The organism is Kluyvera sp. CHPC 1.251 (genome assembly GCF_036759945.1).
Classification (GTDB): Bacteria; Pseudomonadota; Gammaproteobacteria; order Enterobacterales; family Enterobacteriaceae; genus Kluyvera; species Kluyvera sichuanensis.
Genome location: NZ_JAPKIC010000001.1, coordinates 171,307 through 189,673 on the forward strand (window position 1 = coordinate 171,307; position 18,367 = coordinate 189,673).

Here is an 18,367-nt window from a genome sequence, read left to right on the forward strand (position 1 = left end):
TTCCCGGCGTCGCTGCGCTCGGCCGAGCTAGGTGTTCTAAGCGACTCTCTGATTGCGGCTGGCGGCTTTTCCCGCTACCTTAACCACATCCTGTTAGCCCTCAACGGCGGAGTTTCGCCACTTTGAAATATCTTGTCTCCTTTCGCACAACGCTGAAAGTTTCACGTTACCTGTTTCGGGCGCTGGCGCTGCTGCTTTGGCTGCTTATCGCGCTGATTTCCGTCTTCTATATCGTGAATGCCCTGCATCAAAAAGAGTCGGAAATCCGTCAGGAATTTATCCTTAACTCCGATCAGGCCCAGCGTTACTTCCAGCGCACCTCCGATGTGATAAAGGAGCTCAAGTACATTGCGGAAAACCGTCTTACCGCGGCGAACGGCGCGCTGCCGGGCGGGCAGGTAAAAGACAATTCCGATGTGCCTGATTTTGAACCGCTGTTCCCTGACTCTGACTGCGGTACTCTGGATACCACCTGGCGCGGCCCGCTGGAATCGCTGTCCTGGTTCCTGCGCTACTGGCGGGAAAATTTCTCGGCGGCCTACGATCTCAATCGCGTCTTTTTAATTGGCAGTGACAACCTGTGCATGGCCAACTTTGGCCTGCGCGAAATGCCGGTAGATCGCAGCGAGGCGCTGAAGGCCTTGCACGAACGTATTATGGCCTATCGCAATGCTCCGCAGGACGATCGCGGCGGCAACCTGTTCTGGGTAGGGCAAGGGCCGCGCCATAGCGTCGGTTACTTCTATGCGCTGACGCCGGTCTATCTGGCGAACCGTCTGCAGGCGCTGCTGGGCGTTGAGCAAACCATTCGCGCGGAAAACTTCTTTACGCCAGGCAGTATGCCGATGGGGGTATCCATTCTGGATGATAACGGTAACACGCTGATTAATCTGGCGGGGCCGGATACCAAAATGCATATCAACGCGCGTGGATTGCAGGAGCGACTGTGGTTCGGCTATACCGCCGGCTACCGTGAGCTGGTGCTGAAAAAGACGCTGTCGCCGTCCTCACTCAGTATCGTCTACTCGGTGCCGTTGGATGCGGTGCTGGAACGTATTCGTATTCTGGTGCTGAACGCGCTGTTGCTGAACCTGTTGACCGGTATTGCGCTGTTTACTATGGCGCGCATGTACGAACGACGTATCTTTTTACCGGCTGAATCCGATGCGCTGCGCCTTGAAGAGCACGAGCAGTTCAACCGCAAAATTGTCGCCTCGGCGCCGGTGGGGATCTGTATTCTGCGTACTCAGGACGGCACCAACATCCTGAGTAACGAACTGGCGCATAACTATCTCAATATGCTGACCCACGAGGATCGTCAGCGTCTGACACAGATTATCTGCGGCCAGCAGGTTAACTTCGTCGACGTGCTGACCAGCAACAATACCAACCTGCAAATCAGCTTCGTTCACTCGCGCTACCGCAACGAAAACGTAGCGATCTGCGTGCTGGTGGACGTGAGTTCGCGCGTCAAAATGGAAGAGTCATTGCAGGAGATGGCACAGGCGGCGGAGCAGGCGAGCCAGTCGAAATCGATGTTCCTCGCCACCGTCAGCCATGAGCTGCGTACCCCGCTGTACGGGATTATCGGTAACCTCGACCTGTTGCAAACCAAAGAGCTGCCGAAGGGCGTGGACCGCCTGGTAACGGCGATGAACAACTCTTCCGGGCTGCTGCTGAAGATCATCAGCGACATCCTCGATTTCTCGAAAATTGAGTCCGAGCAGCTGAAAATCGAGCCGCGCGAGTTCTCGCCTAAAGAGGTGATGAACCACATTACCGCTAACTATCTGCCGCTGGTGGTGAGAAAACAGCTTGGCATGTACTGCTTTATCGAGCCGGACGTGCCGATGAAGCTGATGGGCGACCCGATGCGCCTGCAGCAGGTTATCTCTAACCTGCTAAGCAACGCCATCAAGTTTACCGATATCGGCTGTATCGTTTTACATCTGAAGCGTGAAGGGTATTACCTCAGCATCAGCATTCGTGATACCGGTGTCGGTATCCCGGCTAAAGAAGTGGTGCGCCTGTTTGACCCATTCTTCCAGGTGGGGACCGGCGTACAGCGTAACTTCCAGGGGACCGGGCTGGGGCTGGCGATTTGTGAAAAGCTGGTCAATATGATGGATGGCGATATCGCAGTGGATACCGAGCCGGGTATGGGCAGCCAGTTTACGCTGCGCATTCCGCTGTACGGTGAGCAGGACGCTACGCCGTTGGCGATTGACGGGCTGGCGAAGATTCGCTGCTGGCTGGCGGTACGTAATGCGTCGCTCTCCGACTTTATTCATTCGCTGCTGAGCTGGCACGGTATTGACGTTCGCCTGTACGACGGTGAAGCGCCTGGGCCAGACGATCTGCTGATCGCTGATGACGAACTGTCACAGCCGTGGACGGGCAGGGCCGCGGTGGTTTTCTGCCGTCGCCATATTGGTATTCCGCAGGAATATGCGCCAGGCCAGTGGGTGCACAGCATTGTCTCTCCGCATGAGTTGATGACGTTGCTGGGACGTATCTATCGCGTGAAGGTGGAAACAGGCGATGCGGCGGAGCTTCAGTCTGCCCATGAAGCCCCGGCAGACAGCAACGACGATATGATGATCCTCGTCGTCGACGATCACCCGATCAACCGCCGATTGCTGGCCGATCAGCTGGGATCGCTGGGGTATCAGTGTAAAACTGCCAACGACGGCGTTGATGCGCTGAACGTGCTAAGTAAGAATCACATTGATATTGTGCTTAGCGACGTCAACATGCCGAATATGGATGGTTATCGTCTGACGCAGCGTATTCGCCAACTGGGGCTGACGCTTCCGGTTGTCGGGGTGACGGCCAACGCGCTGGCCGAAGAGAAGCAACGCTGTCTGGAATCGGGGATGGATAGCTGTTTGTCGAAACCAGTGACGCTGGACGTGCTCAAACAGACGCTAACGGTCTATGCCGCACGAGTCCGTAAAGCACGAGAGTAAGGGATTTTGTTGGTAGGCTGAATAAGGCAACGCCGCCATCCGGCGATTTGTACAGGATTGCCCGATGGCGTAGCGCTTATCGGGCCTACGTAAAGCAGGCCCGATATGCAACATGGTTTAGTCTTTGTCTGACGGCGAAAGCGTCACGGAGGAGAGGTAGTTCAGCAGCGCGATGTCGTTTTCCACGCCCAGCTTCATCATGGCCGATTTTTTCTGGCTACTGATGGTTTTGATGCTGCGGTTCAGCTTCTTCGCAATCTCCGTTACCAGGAAGCCTTCAGCAAAGAGACGTAACACTTCGCTCTCTTTTGGTGACAGGCGCTTGTCGCCGTAACCACCCGCGCTGATTTTCTCCAGCAGGCGAGAGACGCTCTCCGGGGTAAACTTCTTGCCTTTTTGCAGCGCTGCCAGCGCTTTTGGCAAGTCTGTCGGCGCGCCTTGCTTCAGCACGATCCCTTCAATGTCCAGATCCAGCACGGCGCTCAGAATTGCCGGGTTGTTGTTCATGGTCAGCACAATGATGGACAAACCCGGGAAGTGGCGTTTGATGTACTTGATAAGCGTAATACCATCACCGTACTTGTCTCCAGGCATGGAGAGGTCGGTAATCAGTACGTGTGCATCAAGTTTTGGTAAGTTGTTAATTAGCGCAGTGGAGTCTTCAAATTCGCCAACAACATTAACCCATTCAATTTGTTCCAGAGACTTACGAATCCCGAACAGCACAATCGGATGGTCATCGGCAATAATTACGTTCATATTGTTCATGTAAAGGCTACCTTGCTACAGCAAGCTCTTGACGTAGGTGTCAATGTCGCTGATGTATTTTTCTATGCCTGACGCATCTTTTTCACGAATCAGATGCTCAAGCGATTCACATAACTGCTTGCCAGGTACCAGATTTAGCATGGCAAACACACCCTTAAGGCGGTGAGCTGTCTGTGCCAGTGCGGCAAAATCCTTCGCCGCGGACTCAGTATACAGCCTGCTAACATCTTCCGGTACCGTATCCACAAACAGAGCATAATAGCCACTGGCCTGAAGCTCGGCACTTTCATCCCCGCCCAGCGGCGATTCCGTCACTTCTTCCTGCGCCAGTTGCTCTTCAATAAGCTGGAGTACGGCATCCTGCATGGCGTTGCTCATGTTAAAGTTCACACGCAGCTGACTTGGGCCAATTTTGCGTATCCCAGCCTCATCATCGCTTAAAAGCAAGCCCGAAGCAGTAAGATTAGACGGATTATCTGTTAAAAAAAGGTCAAATTCTTGACTTGTTGCTCGTTCGTCAGGGCTGATACAGGTCGCGCCCCAGCTTTCAAGCTGGCGGGTGACAATGTTGCGAACCTCGTTTGAGGTGATATCCACCATCGCCACCACATCATCCAGCAGCTGCTCTTCGGGCTCCACGTCCTCTTCGCGCACCGGCATTTTGACGTGCAGCGTATAGCGTGTGCCCAGCGACTCCCGTGCCTTAATGTTAAGGTGACCGCCGAGTTTACGCGCCAGCTGATCGCACAGCCAGAAGGTGAGGGCGTTGGCTTTGCCGTAGCGGTCTGACTGGGTGTCGTTCAGATACGGGAAGTGCAGATTATCGACTTCACCGTGCGACACGCCGTTGCCGGTATCAAGAATGCGGAAGGTTAAGCGTTCTTCCACCGACTCATCGGCATTGACCTCAAGGGTAATTTTGCCAATCTGCGTGGTGGTCACCGCGTATTGGATCAGCAGCAGTAGAATGCGGCGCAGCGCATCGCGGTCGCCGTGGCGCTGCTCTTTTGCTGGAAGCTGGTTATTGATCAGTAGCTGCAGCCCCTTGCGCTTAATCGACGGCAGCACTTCAGGCACCACTTCATCGATCAGCTCCTGCAGGGAGAACTGCGTGGACGAGCCTTTCCAGCTGTCGTTTTCCAGCATATTGGCAAGCTGAATTTCATCGACCAGCCGTACCAGCAGGTCGGCATGATTCGCGAGCTTCTGCCCGTCTGGCGTTTCAATGGTGCTGGCCTCGGCGGCGAGCGCTTTGATCGGCTGCTTCAGCGTGTCGCTAATGTTCTGCATAAACGCTGCGCGGCCCTGCTGGTTCTTCTCGTACAGACGCTGGGCCTGCTTGAGCTTCTTATTCACCAGAATTTCCCGGTCCTGATCGCGAATAATGAAAATCTGGGTGCGCGGTGAAACTTGGCTGCGGAACTGACGAATCTCATACAGTTCATTATTAATGGTGGCCTGAATCACTCCCTGATGCTGATCCGCCATGCTGGTGATGTTTTGCAGGTTGAGATGCGGCAGTAGATGGTCGGCAATTTTGTTGCTGATTATTGTTCGGTTCGACTCCTGATCGTGCACCAGTAGCCCGAGCGGCAGCAATGAGACAATCTCTTCATTGATGGCGCGCAGTACGCGCAGCTCATTATTGGTTCCCGTCGAAGGAACGTTGCTGTTACTGCCGCGAGTGGGCAGATTACGGAACGTCGAGTAGCCGAACAACGCCAGCGCCAACAGCCCAATGTTCAGCAGTAACGGCAGCATAATGTTCTGGAAGGTGTCGAGCAGCAGCGTGCCAAACGGCACCTGCCACACCAGCCGCATGCCGGTGCCGTTCAGCGCCGAGGTTATCTCAATGCGCGAGCTATTAAAGTTGATGGAGACGCTGTCGCTCGGGTCTTTTTCCTGTGCGCGTTGGGCATTCTGCGCCGGATCGGGCTCCAGGCGGAAACTGTCCAGCGACATGGTTGGCGGTACCAGGTCGTTAATCGGTAAATCAAAGGCGACGACGGTTGCCAGATGCCCAGGCTGGTTGAAGGTGGTGCGCAGGGTAAAGTAGCGGCCGTTCTGCCAGGCAAGACGGCGCAGCGACGAGAAGGTTTCGCGCTCATCCAGGGTGTTGGCCTGCTGCAGCATTTCAGCCCGGCGTGAGTCAACAATGCTGCCCACGGTTGACTCTTTAAAGCCGGAGGAGAGATCTTTTAACGGCAGGGTAGAGATAAGAATCAGGCTGTTATCCTGGCCGTTGAGATAGTACATCGACCAGGGAACATTTTCCGCGCCCCACAGGGTATCGAGATAGGTCGACATACGTTGGGTGATATCGAGCGTGGCGCTGTCGTGCGAACCGAAAATCAGCGCTTCGGTTTTACGGCGTGGCTTCTCAAGGTAATACACATCCTGCTTTAAGCGGGTTTCCTGCAGGCCATCGGCAGGCGGTGTATTGGAATTCGCGGCGGCGATGTTGTCGTAGATCTGCCAGGTGGTGTAGCGCCAGGTATCGATGCGCTTATGGACGGCGTGCGTCATATCGACAATCTGATAGCTCTTATCTTTAAGCCAGGCGTTGACGGCGCTTTGAATCATCACGCCCATCGTCACCAGCAATACGATGATCATAAGAAGGAAGAAACGCGTGATGCTCCCCGGAAGCAGAGAGAATTTCGTCGGGTTCATCTTGTCGGACTGACTCATTGGCGTGTGTAACCCATCATAACGGCATCTGAATGAGGAGAAGCTCAAGCCTGAATCGGCATTGAGGCGCGAAGATCCTGTTTTTGCACTGCTGGCAGTATATACAAAAAAGTCGGCAAGATGCATCTACGGGGCAAATTACACTGCGCGGAGCTGGCGGCAATGATATGCGGAGGAGGGCGTTGGATATTGGTGGTGAGCAGAAATAGTTTGTTGCGGATTAATTGTACAATGTAACATTTATTGTACAGTTATTTACGAATAACGACTGAAAAATAGCACTAAATAACAAGACATTATTAATCTAGTGTCTGGATACCATAAAAATGGTATGAGATTTGATTAGTTAATAGTCGTTACAATTTACGTGCGGTAGCACAGTTTGATTCAGTTTACGTAAAGAAAGGTAAAAAAAACCGGATGCGAAGCATCCGGTTGAAATAGGGGTAAACAGACATTCAGAATTGAATGACGGTAATAAATAAAGTTAATGATGATAGCGAGGACTATTTTAGTTGTAGGTGAAAGTTTTGTTTTACCATTCAGTGCTATACCTGATCTGTTTTTTAACTCATTGATTTGATGAATTTATTTTTTTCTATTTTGATTATTAGTGCTATTTTTCATGGCTTTTTGTGCTTATAAAAGTTCCCTTAAATTTACATTCTGAAACATCTATAGGGATAAATGAAACATTTGAGCGATTTTCGTATCATATTCTTATTGGATTATTCTAATTTTTACAGCACAATGGGTCTGCCGACTGATTAATGAGGGTTAATCAGTAAGCAGTGGCATATATAAAGGCATATATATAACAACAGAGGGTTAATAACATGAAAGTTAAAGTACTGTCCCTCCTGGTACCAGCACTGCTGGTAGCGGGCGCAGCAAATGCGGCTGAAATTTATAACAAAGATGGCAACAAATTAGATCTGTACGGTAAAGTCGATGGCCTGCACTATTTCTCCAGCGACAACGGTAACGACGGCGACCAATCTTACGTTCGTCTGGGCTTCAAAGGCGAAACTCAGATCAACGACCAACTGACCGGTTACGGCCAGTGGGAATACAACATCCAGGCGAACAACACCGAAGGTTCCTCCGACCAGGCATGGACTCGTGTTGGCTTCGCGGGTCTGCGTTTTGGCGATGCGGGTTCCTTCGACTACGGTCGTAACTACGGCGTGGTTTACGACGTGACCTCCTGGACCGACGTTCTGCCAGAATTCGGCGGCGACACCTACGGTTCTGACAACTTCATGCAATCCCGTGCTAACGGTGTTGCAACCTACCGTAACACCGACTTCTTCGGTCTGGTTGATGGCCTGAACTTTGCTCTGCAGTATCAGGGTAAAAACGGCAGCGTATCTGGTGAAGGCTCAACGGCTAACGGTCGTCAGGCTCTGAAACAGAACGGTGACGGTTTCGGCGGCTCCCTGACTTACGATCTGGGCGCAGGCTTCAGCGTGGGTGGTGCGATCTCCTCTTCTAAACGTACTACTGAGCAGAATACCAGCACCTTCGTGACCACTGATGCTACTACTAATGTAACTAGCACCAGCAAAATCTACGGTAGCGGCGATCGCGCTGAAACTTACTCCGCTGGCCTGAAATATGATGCGAACAACATCTATCTGGCAACTCAGTACACCCAGACCTACAACGCAACTCGTTTCGGTGGTTCCCCGAACGCTGGCGTTTACGGCTATGCTGACAAAGCTCAGAACTTCGAAGTGGTTGCACAGTACCAGTTCGACTTCGGTCTGCGTCCGTCCATCGCTTACCTGCAGTCTAAAGGTAAAAACATCGACAACGGCGTGAGAGATTTCGGCGACCAGGATCTGCTGAAATATGTTGATGTAGGTGCGACTTACTACTTCAACAAAAACATGTCTACCTACGTTGATTACAAAATCAACCTGCTGGACAAAAACGACTTCACTCAGGCTGCCGGTATCTCTACCGACAACATCGTAGCGCTGGGTATGGTTTACCAGTTCTAATTCGGTTTCGACCGAGACAAAAGGGGCCTTTGGGCCCCTTTTTTAATGTCTGATTTCAGCTAATTAGTGTACTCTTGCGCCGATTGCAGGAGGGTAATAACCGATGGAAATGACTTTTTTACGTACGATGCTGCTTGGCGTCGTTATTTTATTGGCTGGCTGTGACAACGCCAGCGCGCCGGCAACCCCAAAGGCGCAGGTGACCGTACTTGATGGTAAAACCATGGGCACGTTCTGGCGGGTGAGCGTGGTTGGCCTCGATCAAAACAGGGCGGAGAATCTGCGTCAGAAGGTGCAGACGCTGCTCGATGGTGACGATCAGCTATTGTCGACCTGGAAAAACGACTCGGCGCTGATGCGTTTTAACCAGTCGCAAAGCACCAGCCCATGGCCGGTAAGTGAAGGGATGGCGGATATCGTCACCGAATCGCTGCGCATTGGGCAGAAAACGCAGGGGGCGATGGACATCACCGTGGGGCCGCTGGTCAATCTCTGGGGCTTTGGTCCGGATAAACAACCGGTGAAAACGCCGACTCAGGCGCAGATAAATGCCGCGAAAGCGCGCACCGGGCTGCAAAATCTGACGGTGATTAACCGCGCGGGCCAGCAGTATCTGCAAAAAGCAATCCCCGATCTGTATGTTGACCTTTCGACCGTTGGCGAAGGGTACGCCGCCGATCATCTGGCGCGTCTGATGATCGAAGAGGGGATCTCCCGCTATCTGGTCTCGGTGGGCGGTGCGCTGGTAAGTCGTGGGATGAATGCCGATGGCCAGCCGTGGCGTGTGGCGATTCAAAAGCCAACCGACCGGGAAAACGCGGTGCAGGCGATCGTCGACATTAACGGCCACGGGATCAGCACCTCCGGCAGCTATCGCAACTACTATGAGCTGGATGGTCAGCGGATCTCGCACGTTATCGATCCGCAAACCGGGCGACCAATTACCCACAAGCTGGTGTCGGTCACAGTGATTGCGCCAACCGCACTGGAAGCAGACGGCTGGGATACTGGTCTGATGGTGCTCGGCACGGAAAAAGCCCAGCAGGTGGTGCGTGAGCAGGGGCTGGCGGTCTATATGATCATGAAAGAGGGTGACGGATTCACCACCTGGATGTCGCCGCAGTTCCGTGCGTTCCTGGTCAGTGGGAAAAATTAAAAAGCAAGATTGCGGGTTTTTTAATTCCTCCTTTTGGTCACAGTGATGGTTACACTAAAAGGAGGAGCCCGTTATGACATCTCATACCCTACATACCGATGATGACCGCTGGCTGGCGGTGATGAATCGCGACGCCCGCGCTGATGGTCAGTTTGTTTTTGCCGTACAGACCACCGGTATTTTTTGTCGCCCGTCCTGTCGTGCCCGTCACGCGCTGCGCCAGAACGTCCGATTTTATCCCAATGCGCAGGCTGCTCTGGATGCCGGATTTCGTCCCTGTAAGCGTTGCCAACCAGATAGCCTTTCTCCCGAACAGCAGAAAATCGACAAAGTTGCCGAGGCCTGTCGGCTGCTGGAACAGGATAGTCCGGTGACGCTCGAGGCGCTGGCTGAGGCGGTTGCCGTCAGCCCATATCATTTCCACCGCCTGTTTAAATCGGTCACTGGCATCACGCCAAAGGCCTGGCAGCAGGCGTGGCGGGCGCGTCGGCTGCGTGATTCACTCAGCGGCGGCGAGCCGGTCACCCAGGCGGTGCTGGCGGCGGGATTCCCCTCAAGCAGCAGCTACTATCGCCAGGCAGACAATGTGCTGGGGATGACGGCTCGCGCTTACCGTCAGGGCGGCAGAGCCGCTGACATTCATTATGCGACTGACCGCTGCGAGCTGGGCCGCTGCCTGGTGGCGCTGAGCGACCGTGGCATTTGCGCGGTGCTGCTGGGGGATGATGACGCTACGCTGCTGACGGAGTTGCAGCAGAACTTCCCGTCTGCCCACTTGACGGCAGCGAATGCAGCGTCTCAAGCGCAGATTCAAACCGTTATCGCCAGCCTGAATCAGCGTTCAACACCGCTAACGCTGCCGCTGGATATTCGCGGTACCGCCTTTCAGCAGCAGGTCTGGCAGGCGCTGCGCGCGATCCCTGCCGGTGAAACCCGTAGCTATCAGCAGATAGCCGACGATATCGGCAACCCGAAAGCGGTGAGGGCGGTGGCCGGGGCTTGTGCTGCGAACCGGCTGGCGATTCTGATACCGTGCCACCGTGTGGTTCGCGGAGACGGCAGTTTGTCCGGCTATCGCTGGGGTGTGGCGCGTAAGGCTGCGCTGTTAGTGCGTGAAAAAGAGCAGGAGCGGTGATGCTGGATCTGTTTGCTGATGAAGCGCCGTGGTCAGAGCCGCTGGCGCCGGGTGCCGTCGTTCTGCGCCGTCTGGCGCGTGAACAGAGCGATGTGCTGCTCGCTGCTATTGAGCAGGTTGCCAGCGTCTCGCCGTTTCGCCATATGGTGACGCCGGGCGGGTATACCATGTCGGTGGCGATGACCAACTGCGGCCCGCTTGGCTGGAGCACGGACAGCCGCGGCTACTGCTACACCGCCATCGACCCGCTGACTGGAAATCCCTGGCCAGCAATCCCTGAGGTGTTTCTCCACCTGGCGCAGGTGGCGGCGAGCCAGGCCGGATACCCGAACTTCAGCCCCGATGCCTGTCTTATCAATCGCTACCAGCCGGGTGCAAAGCTGTCGTTGCATCAGGATAAAGATGAAGCGCGGTTGGATGCGCCGATCGTTTCCGTTTCGCTGGGATTACCGGCTACCTTCCAGTTCGGTGGGGCAAAACGCAACGATCCGCTGCAGCGCGTCTGGCTGGAGCATGGCGATATCGTGGTATGGGGCGGCGCGTCCCGGCTGTTCTACCACGCTATTTTGCCCCTTAAGCCCGGAAGCCATCCGCAGGTGGGCGCCTGGCGCTACAACCTGACGTTTCGCCGTGCTGCGCAATGACGAATAAAAATAAGAATTATTCTTGATGTCGTTGCTCAGCAGTTTACACTGCTGGCTGTTTTTCTTGCTCTGGTTGCTGTTATGGAACTTCTTTTACTCGTCTGGCGTCAGTACCGCTGGCCCTTCATTGGCGTTATCGCCCTGAGCCTGCTGAGCGCGGCGCTCGGTATTGGACTTATCGCCTTTATTAACGTACGTCTGATTGAAATGGTCGACACCAACCTTACGGTGCTGCCGGAATTTCTCGGGCTGCTGCTGCTGTTGATGGCCGTGACGCTGGGCTCTCAGCTGGCACTGACGACGCTGGGGCATCATTTCGTTTATCGCCTGCGTCGCGAATTTATCAAACGTATTCTCGACACTCAGGTTGAACGCGTGGAGAAGCTCGGCAGCGCCTCGCTGCTCGCGGGCCTGACCAGCGATATTCGCGCTATCACCATTGCCTTTGTGCGCCTGCCCGAACTGGTACAGGGGGTTATCCTCACCGTGGGCTCCGCTGCCTATCTGGCGATGCTGTCGACTAAAATGCTGCTGATTACTGCACTGTGGATGGCGCTGACCATCTGGGGCGGTTTTATGCTGGTGGCGCGCGTCTATAAGCATATGGCAACGCTGCGTGAAACCGAAGATAGCCTCTATAACGACTATCAGACGGTGCTGGAAGGGCGCAAAGAGCTCACCCTGAACCGCGAGCGTGCGCAGTACGTGTTTGAACAGCAGTTCACGCCGGACGCAAAGGCTTATCGCCACCATATTATCCGCGCCGATACCTTCCACCTGAGCGCCGTTAACTGGTCGAATATCATGATGCTGGGCGCGATTGGCCTGGTGTTCTGGATGGCAAACGGACTGGGTTGGGCCGACACTAACGTGGCGGCAACCTACTCCCTGACGCTGCTGTTCCTGCGTACCCCGCTGCTGTCGGCGGTAGGGGCATTGCCTACGCTTCTGAGCGCGCAGGTCGCATTTAACAAGCTGAATAAATTCTCACTGGCGCCTTTCCGCGAGCCGTTCCCGCAGCCAACGGCGCACCCGAACTGGCAGACGCTGGAACTGCGCGATGTGACCTTCCACTATGAAGACAACACCTTCGCGGTCGGCCCGCTGAACCTGACGCTAAAGCGCGGCGAAATGGTCTTCCTGATTGGCGGTAACGGCAGCGGCAAATCGACGCTGGCGATGCTGCTGACCGGACTGTATCAGCCGATCTCCGGGCAGATCCTGCTCGACGGCCAGCCGCTGGCAGCGGATAAACCGGAAGACTATCGCAAGCTGTTCTCCGCGGTGTTTACCGACGTCTGGCTGTTTGAACATCTGCTGGGGCCGGAAGGCAAGCAGGCGAAGCCGGAGCTGGTAGAGAAGTGGCTGGCGCAGCTGCAAATGAGCCATAAGGTGAAGCTCGAGGATGGACGAATTCTCGACCTGAAGCTGTCTAAAGGGCAGAAAAAACGCGTGGCGCTGCTGCTGGCGCTGGCGGAAGAACGCGACATTATTATGCTTGATGAGTGGGCGGCCGATCAGGACCCGCACTTCCGCCGCGAGTTTTATCAGGTGCTGCTGCCGCTGATGCAGCAGATGGGCAAAACGATTTTCGCCATCAGCCACGATGACCACTACTTTACCCACGCAGATCGCCTGCTGGAGATGCGTAACGGTCAACTGAGCGAACTGGTGGGCGAGGAGCGCGAGCGCGCTTCCCGCGATGCCGTTGCGCGTACCGCCTGATTTTTTAGCCGCTTTGCTGATTTTTTCAACGTCTGAGCGGCTCGTTTAATTTTTTTTATATTCCCCCGCGCTATGCTTAATGCGCTCAATCATCCGATTGGGCGCACTTTCAGGAATAAGGATTATTCATGTCTCTGTTGAAGAAGAACAGCGCCCGCCTGCGTGATGAAGAGCGCCAGCGGCTCATCTGGTTGCTGACCACCGATAAAGCGGTGACTTCAGCGCTGTTGGGCAAGCTGACGCTGGCCGAGCAGTATGATGAGGGCACGCTGGTTGATGACCTTGCGGAAGTGGGCGCGCTGGTGGCGCACCTGCCGCCGCCGGATCTTGCCGATACCCTGGAAGCGTTGCCGTCAGAAGAGCGTCACGCGCTGTGGAACATGGTTGAAGATGATCGGCGCGGGAAAGTTTTGCTGGAAGCATCGGAGAACGTCTGGGATGACCTCATTGAAGATATGAGCGACCGGGCGTTGCTCGATGCACTGCAAACGCTGGATATCGACGAACAGATCTACCTGGTTCAGCACCTGCCGCGTGACCTGACCGGACGCCTGCTGGCCTCTATGGATCCCGCTGAACGCGCGCGCGTTCGCCAGGTGATGAACTATGCCCACGAGCAGGTGGGGTCGATCATGGAGTTCGAGGTGATCACCATTCGCCCGGACGTCACGCTAGCCTCGGTGCAACGCTTTTTGCGTCGGCTGGGCAAAATGCCGGAGAACACCGACAAACTGTTCGTGGTAAAGCGCGACCAAACCCTGATTGGCGAACTGGAGCTTAAAACGATCCTGCTGAATGCGGCGGAACGCTACGTTCATGAAGTGATGGAGGCCGATCCGGTCGCGTTTCACCCGGAGGAGCGATCGGAAAGCGTCGCTCGTACCTTCGAGCGTGATAACCTCATCAGCGCCGCAGTAATTGACTCGGAAGGCAAGCTGATGGGGCGTTTGACCATCGATGAGATCGTTGATGTGGTCTACGAAGAGACCGACAGCGATCTGCGCCGCATGGGCGGCCTGAGCAGCGAGGAAGATGTGTTTGCGCCGGTGATGAAAGCGGTGAAAACCCGCTGGGCGTGGCTCGCCATTAACCTCTGTACCGCTTTTATCGCCTCGCGCGTGATCGACGGTTTCGAACATACCATCTCACAGCTGGTGGCGCTGGCTTCGCTGATGCCGATTGTGGCGGGGATTGGCGGTAATACCGGTAACCAGACCATCACGATGATCGTGCGCGCGCTGGCGTTACAGCATATTCAGCCAGGCAACTTTTCGTTTTTGATCCTGCGCGAAATGGGCGTAGCGCTGATTAACGGCATCGTCTGGGGCGGCATTATGGGCACCGTCACCTGGCTACTGTACGGCGATCCACATCTGGGAGCCGTGATGACCCTGGCGATGATCCTCAACCTGCTGGTGGCCTCGGTGATGGGGGTGCTGATCCCGATGATCATGGTGAAGCTGGGGCACGACCCGGCGGTCGGCTCCAGCGTGATGATCACCGCGATCACCGATACCGGCGGCTTCTTTATTTTTCTGGGGCTGGCGACCGTGTTTCTGCTTTAAGCTTTGCGCGGTGCTTCAGGCGGGCAGGCACGACAACCATCATCATGATGCCCGCCAGTACGCCAATCGCCAGATTCCCCGTGCTGACCGTCGCACCGACGGTGACCAGCATCACCAGCGTTTCCGGCCACGGCGTGCGCTTCAGCGTGCCTGGCTGCAGGCTGTGCCAGTTAAAGGTTTTGAAGGCGACAATCACCATAATCCCCGCCAGTACCGACATCGGGATTTTTGCCATCACTTCGCTTAAGGCGGTGACCAGCAGCAGCAGTACCAGCGCTGCCGCGATGGTTGATATCCGGGTGCGGCCTTTGCCCATCTCCACGTTTACGATAGTCTGACCGATCATGGCGCAGCCGGCGATGCCGCCGTAGCAGCCAGCCAGAATATTCGCGATGCCAAGGCCCGCGCTCTCACGCGTTTTGTTCGATGGGGTGACGGTGAGGTCATCGACCAGCTTTGCGGTCAGCAGCGACTCCATCAGGCCTACAAAAGCAATACTCAGCGCGCACGGCCAGATAATCTGCAACGTCTCAAGATTCATCGGCACCAGCCACTGGGTGAAGCCAGGCAGCCCGCCACTCATCGAACCTTCATCACCAACGGTCGGTAAAATCTGCCCGCTGGTAGCGGTATAGAGGGTGAGGAGGACGACGGCGATAAGCGGCGACGGAATGCTTTTCATCACGCGCGGGAGCCACAACACGATGAGTATCGTGGCGGCAAATAGCGCAACAATCAGCGGGCTACGGCTCCAGAAATGGGGAACCTGAGCAAAGAAAATCAGAATACCCAGCGCATTCACAAACCCGGTCATTACCGATTGTGGAATAAAGCGCATCAGCTTTGCCATCCCGCAGGCGGCAAATAGAATTTGAATGATACCGGCCATCACTACGGCAGGCAGGATGTAGGCAACGCCGTGCTGATGCACCATTGGGCCGATAACTAGTGCCACGGAACCCGCAGCGGCGGTGACCATCGCCGGGCGGCCGCCGAGAAGCGACATCGACAGGCATAGCACCACGGAAGCAATCAGGCTGACCTTCGGGTCAACGCCCGCAATCACAGAAAATGAGATAACTTCGGGGATCAGCGCCAGTGCGGTAATCACGCCTGCCAGAACTTCACGCGTCAATAGAGAGGGTGATGTCAGGACGGCAAGCAGGGAGCCAGAAAAAGGGGAGGGGGAAGCATTTGACATAGGGTGTTCACAGGTTATCGATGGCGGGATTTCTATAATCCCGGCTTCCGTGCGTACCATCACAAAGGGGAGGATAATACCGCTTCACGTCACATTCTACCAGTACCAAATCTCATTTTTTGTACACATTTATTAAACATTTTAATAACAGATCTCAAAACTCAACTTAAATTTTAAACAATATTTAAATTTACCTTAGCTGGTGGTAACGTAACCGTACGGATGTTTTTACCTGCATGTAACAAATCGCAAGTCAAGTAAGGCCCCCTACGATGAAAAAAAAGATAGCTGTACCCAACGCACAGAAATCGGGTACCGAGAAGGTTTCTGTGGCGACTAAGGCGAAGACTCGTGTGGTGCACGAGACAGATGTATTGCTGATCGGTGGCGGCATTATGAGCGCTACGCTGGGTACATGGCTGCAGGAGCTGGAACCAGACTGGTCGATTACCATGGTTGAGCAGATGGAAAGCGTGGCTGAAGAGAGCTCAAACGGCTGGAATAACGCTGGCACCGGGCACTCGGCGCTGATGGAACTCAACTATACCCCGCAGAAAGCCGATGGCTCCGTCAGCATCGACAAAGCAATTGATATCAACGAAGCCTTCCAGATTTCCCGTCAATTCTGGGCCCACCAGGTAACGCGCGGCGTGCTGACGCAGCCGAAAAGCTTTATTAACACCGTGCCGCACATGAGCTTTGTGTGGGGCGATGACAACGTCAATTTCCTGCGTGCGCGCTATCGTGCGCTGCAAAAGAGCCCGCTGTTCAACGGCATGCGCTACTCCGAAGATCACGAGCAGATTAAAGACTGGGCGCCGCTGGTGATGGAAGGGCGCGATCCGCAGCAGAAGATTGCCGCAACGCGGACCGAAGCGGGCACCGACGTGAACTACGGTGAGATTACCCGTCAGCTCATTCAGGGCCTCAAAAAGCGCGAACGCTTTACGCTGCAGCTCAACACCGTGGTGCGCCGTTTCCGCCGTAATCCAGATAACAGCTGGAATGTAACGGTTTCTGACGCCAACGGCAGCCATGAAAAACGCACCATCAAAGCGAAGTTTATTTTCATCGGCGCGGGCGGTGCGGCGCTGAAGCTGCTTCAGCAAACCAAAATTCCTCAGGCGAAAGAGTACGCGGGCTTCCCGGTTGGCGGTCAGTTCCTGGTATGTGAAAACCCGGAAGTGGTTAACCATCATCTGGCGAAGGTCTACGGTCAGGCTTCTGTGGGCGCGCCGCCGATGTCTGTGCCGCACATCGACACCCGTATCATCGACGGTAAACGCGTAGTGCTGTTTGGGCCGTTCGCCACCTTCTCTACGCGCTTCCTGAAAAATGGTTCGCTGTGGGATCTGCTGGCCTCGACCAATAAATCTAACATCCTGCCGATGCTGAACGTCGGGCTGGATAACTTCGATCTGGTGAAATACCTGGTCAGTCAGGTGCTACAGAAAGATAAAGACCGCCACGCGGCTCTGCGTGCCTACTATCCGATGGCGAAAAAGCAGGACTGGCGTTTGTGGCAGGCCGGTCAGCGCGTGCAGATCATCAAACGTGATGCGCGTATCGGTGGCGTATTGCGTCTGGGTACCGAAGTGGTCAGCGATGATGAAGGCACCGTTGCCGCGTTACTGGGCGCTTCTCCGGGGGCATCAACCGCGGCACCTATCATGCTGGAGCTGATGGAGAAAGTCTTTAAGGACAAGATGCAGACGGCAGAATGGCAGGAAAAAATTCGCGCAGTGGTACCGACCTACGGTTCTACGCTGACGGAAAACCCGCATCTGATTGAAAAAACGTTGGCCTATACCAGCGAAGTGCTGGGGCTGCGTCATGAAGCGACCCGTGAAGCGGATCCGACGCCAGCGGTGCAGGTATCGTCCAAACCGGTTGAAGCAAAAGAGATGGCGGATATCGCACTCTAAAAAAGAAAAAATCCCGGTCAGACCGGGATTTATTATTTGGAAGCCCGGGTGAGCGCAAGCGACCCCGGGTTTTTTATTAACGCGCGACGGCGTTATGTACCGTTTCCTGGGCTTCCCAGATACGGTATTTCACTTCTACGTTCTCAGGCGCGTAGATAACAATCGGCAGCTTGCTGTTGTAGCGCAGCATGCCATCATCGCCCAGCGATGCGGTGACGAATTTTTTCGTTTTCTTCTGGTCAGGGCAGGCCATCATGGTCGACACTGGCCCGGAGATTTTCTCCACCACATAGTAGTCGTAGCCCCAGCCTTCCAGCGTTTTGCTTTCCAGCTCGCCGCCCAGGCGCTGATGGTTACAGTCGACTTCCAGCGTTTTACCAATCAATAATTCTACCTTGTAGGCAGACTCATCTTTCTGTTCCGGCAACTGAATCACCTGACGCGTCATACCTTTTTCCGCTTTAGGGAAAGGCGCGACCTTTTCCAGCGGTTGTTCTGCGGCCCAGGCGGAGCTGGAAGCGCAGGCGATGGCCAGTAACGAAGCGGCAAGTTTATGTGTGTTTTTCACTGTTCATCCTTTTT

The 18,367-nt window shown here is 54.8% G+C and carries 12 protein-coding genes; 8 read left to right on the forward strand and 4 right to left on the reverse strand.

Going from position 1 to position 18,367, the window contains the following annotated elements:
- The first annotated feature begins 122 nt into the window (after positions 1 to 122).
- Positions 123 to 2,969 carry a two-component system sensor histidine kinase RcsC gene (rcsC, locus tag V6940_RS00795; RefSeq protein ID WP_333494471.1) on the forward strand — a complete coding sequence of 949 codons (2,847 nt, stop codon included), beginning with the start codon at positions 123 to 125 and terminating at the stop codon, positions 2,967 to 2,969.
- A 117-nt stretch (positions 2,970 to 3,086) separates the two neighbouring features.
- Here the strand turns inward: rcsC and rcsB are convergent, their stop codons facing one another.
- Together rcsB and rcsD are read right to left on the reverse strand one after the other, a co-directional pair.
- Positions 3,087 to 3,737, reverse strand: a complete 651-nt coding sequence (gene rcsB, locus V6940_RS00800) for a response regulator transcription factor RcsB (protein ID WP_035892628.1) — start codon at positions 3,735 to 3,737, stop codon at positions 3,087 to 3,089.
- Between the two features lie 15 nt (positions 3,738 to 3,752).
- Positions 3,753 to 6,428, reverse strand: a complete 2,676-nt coding sequence (gene rcsD / locus V6940_RS00805; RefSeq protein WP_333494472.1) for a phosphotransferase RcsD — start codon at positions 6,426 to 6,428, stop codon at positions 3,753 to 3,755.
- Between the two features lie 836 nt (positions 6,429 to 7,264).
- Between rcsD and V6940_RS00810 the strand changes: the two genes are divergently transcribed.
- The 6 genes from V6940_RS00810 to mgtE all read left to right on the forward strand — a co-directional run bounded on the left by V6940_RS00810 (position 7,265) and on the right by mgtE (position 14,659).
- Positions 7,265 to 8,434, forward strand: a complete 1,170-nt coding sequence (locus V6940_RS00810) for a porin OmpC (protein WP_333494473.1) — start codon at positions 7,265 to 7,267, stop codon at positions 8,432 to 8,434.
- 103 nt (positions 8,435 to 8,537) lie between these two features.
- Positions 8,538 to 9,590, forward strand: a complete 1,053-nt coding sequence (gene apbE, locus V6940_RS00815; RefSeq protein ID WP_333494474.1) for an FAD:protein FMN transferase ApbE — start codon at positions 8,538 to 8,540, stop codon at positions 9,588 to 9,590.
- Between the two features lie 73 nt (positions 9,591 to 9,663).
- On the forward strand, positions 9,664 to 10,725 hold the full coding sequence (ada, locus tag V6940_RS00820; RefSeq protein ID WP_333494475.1) for a bifunctional DNA-binding transcriptional regulator/O6-methylguanine-DNA methyltransferase Ada: 1,062 nt from the start codon (positions 9,664 to 9,666) through the stop codon (positions 10,723 to 10,725).
- The gene (gene alkB / locus V6940_RS00825; RefSeq protein ID WP_333494476.1) at positions 10,725 to 11,369 is read left to right on the forward strand and encodes a DNA oxidative demethylase AlkB; all 645 of its coding nucleotides are present in this window, start codon (positions 10,725 to 10,727) and stop codon (positions 11,367 to 11,369) included. Before ada ends, alkB begins: the two co-directional genes overlap by 1 nt.
- Before the next feature lie 81 nt (positions 11,370 to 11,450).
- Entirely contained in the window at positions 11,451 to 13,094 is a 1,644-nt protein-coding gene (locus V6940_RS00830; protein ID WP_333494477.1) for a multidrug ABC transporter permease/ATP-binding protein, read from the forward strand.
- Positions 13,095 to 13,222: 128 nt separating this feature from the next.
- Positions 13,223 to 14,659, forward strand: coding sequence for a magnesium transporter (gene mgtE / locus V6940_RS00835; protein WP_333494478.1), 1,437 nt, complete (start codon positions 13,223 to 13,225; stop codon positions 14,657 to 14,659).
- Here mgtE and V6940_RS00840 read toward each other — a convergent pair.
- Positions 14,622 to 15,860, reverse strand: a complete 1,239-nt coding sequence (locus V6940_RS00840; RefSeq protein ID WP_333494479.1) for a SulP family inorganic anion transporter — start codon at positions 15,858 to 15,860, stop codon at positions 14,622 to 14,624. The genes mgtE and V6940_RS00840 overlap by 38 nt on opposite strands.
- 272 nt (positions 15,861 to 16,132) lie before the next feature.
- On the opposite strand from V6940_RS00840, the gene mqo reads away from it, so the two are divergent.
- Complete coding sequence (gene mqo / locus V6940_RS00845; RefSeq protein WP_333494480.1) at positions 16,133 to 17,785, forward strand: malate dehydrogenase (quinone); 1,653 nt, start codon at positions 16,133 to 16,135, stop codon at positions 17,783 to 17,785.
- 76 nt (positions 17,786 to 17,861) lie between these two features.
- On the opposite strand, the gene eco is transcribed toward mqo, so the two are convergent.
- Positions 17,862 to 18,353 (reverse strand): serine protease inhibitor ecotin, encoded by a 492-nt coding sequence (gene eco / locus V6940_RS00850; RefSeq protein ID WP_185666873.1) that lies wholly within the window; start codon positions 18,351 to 18,353, stop codon positions 17,862 to 17,864.
- Between the last annotated feature and the right edge of the window lie 14 nt (positions 18,354 to 18,367).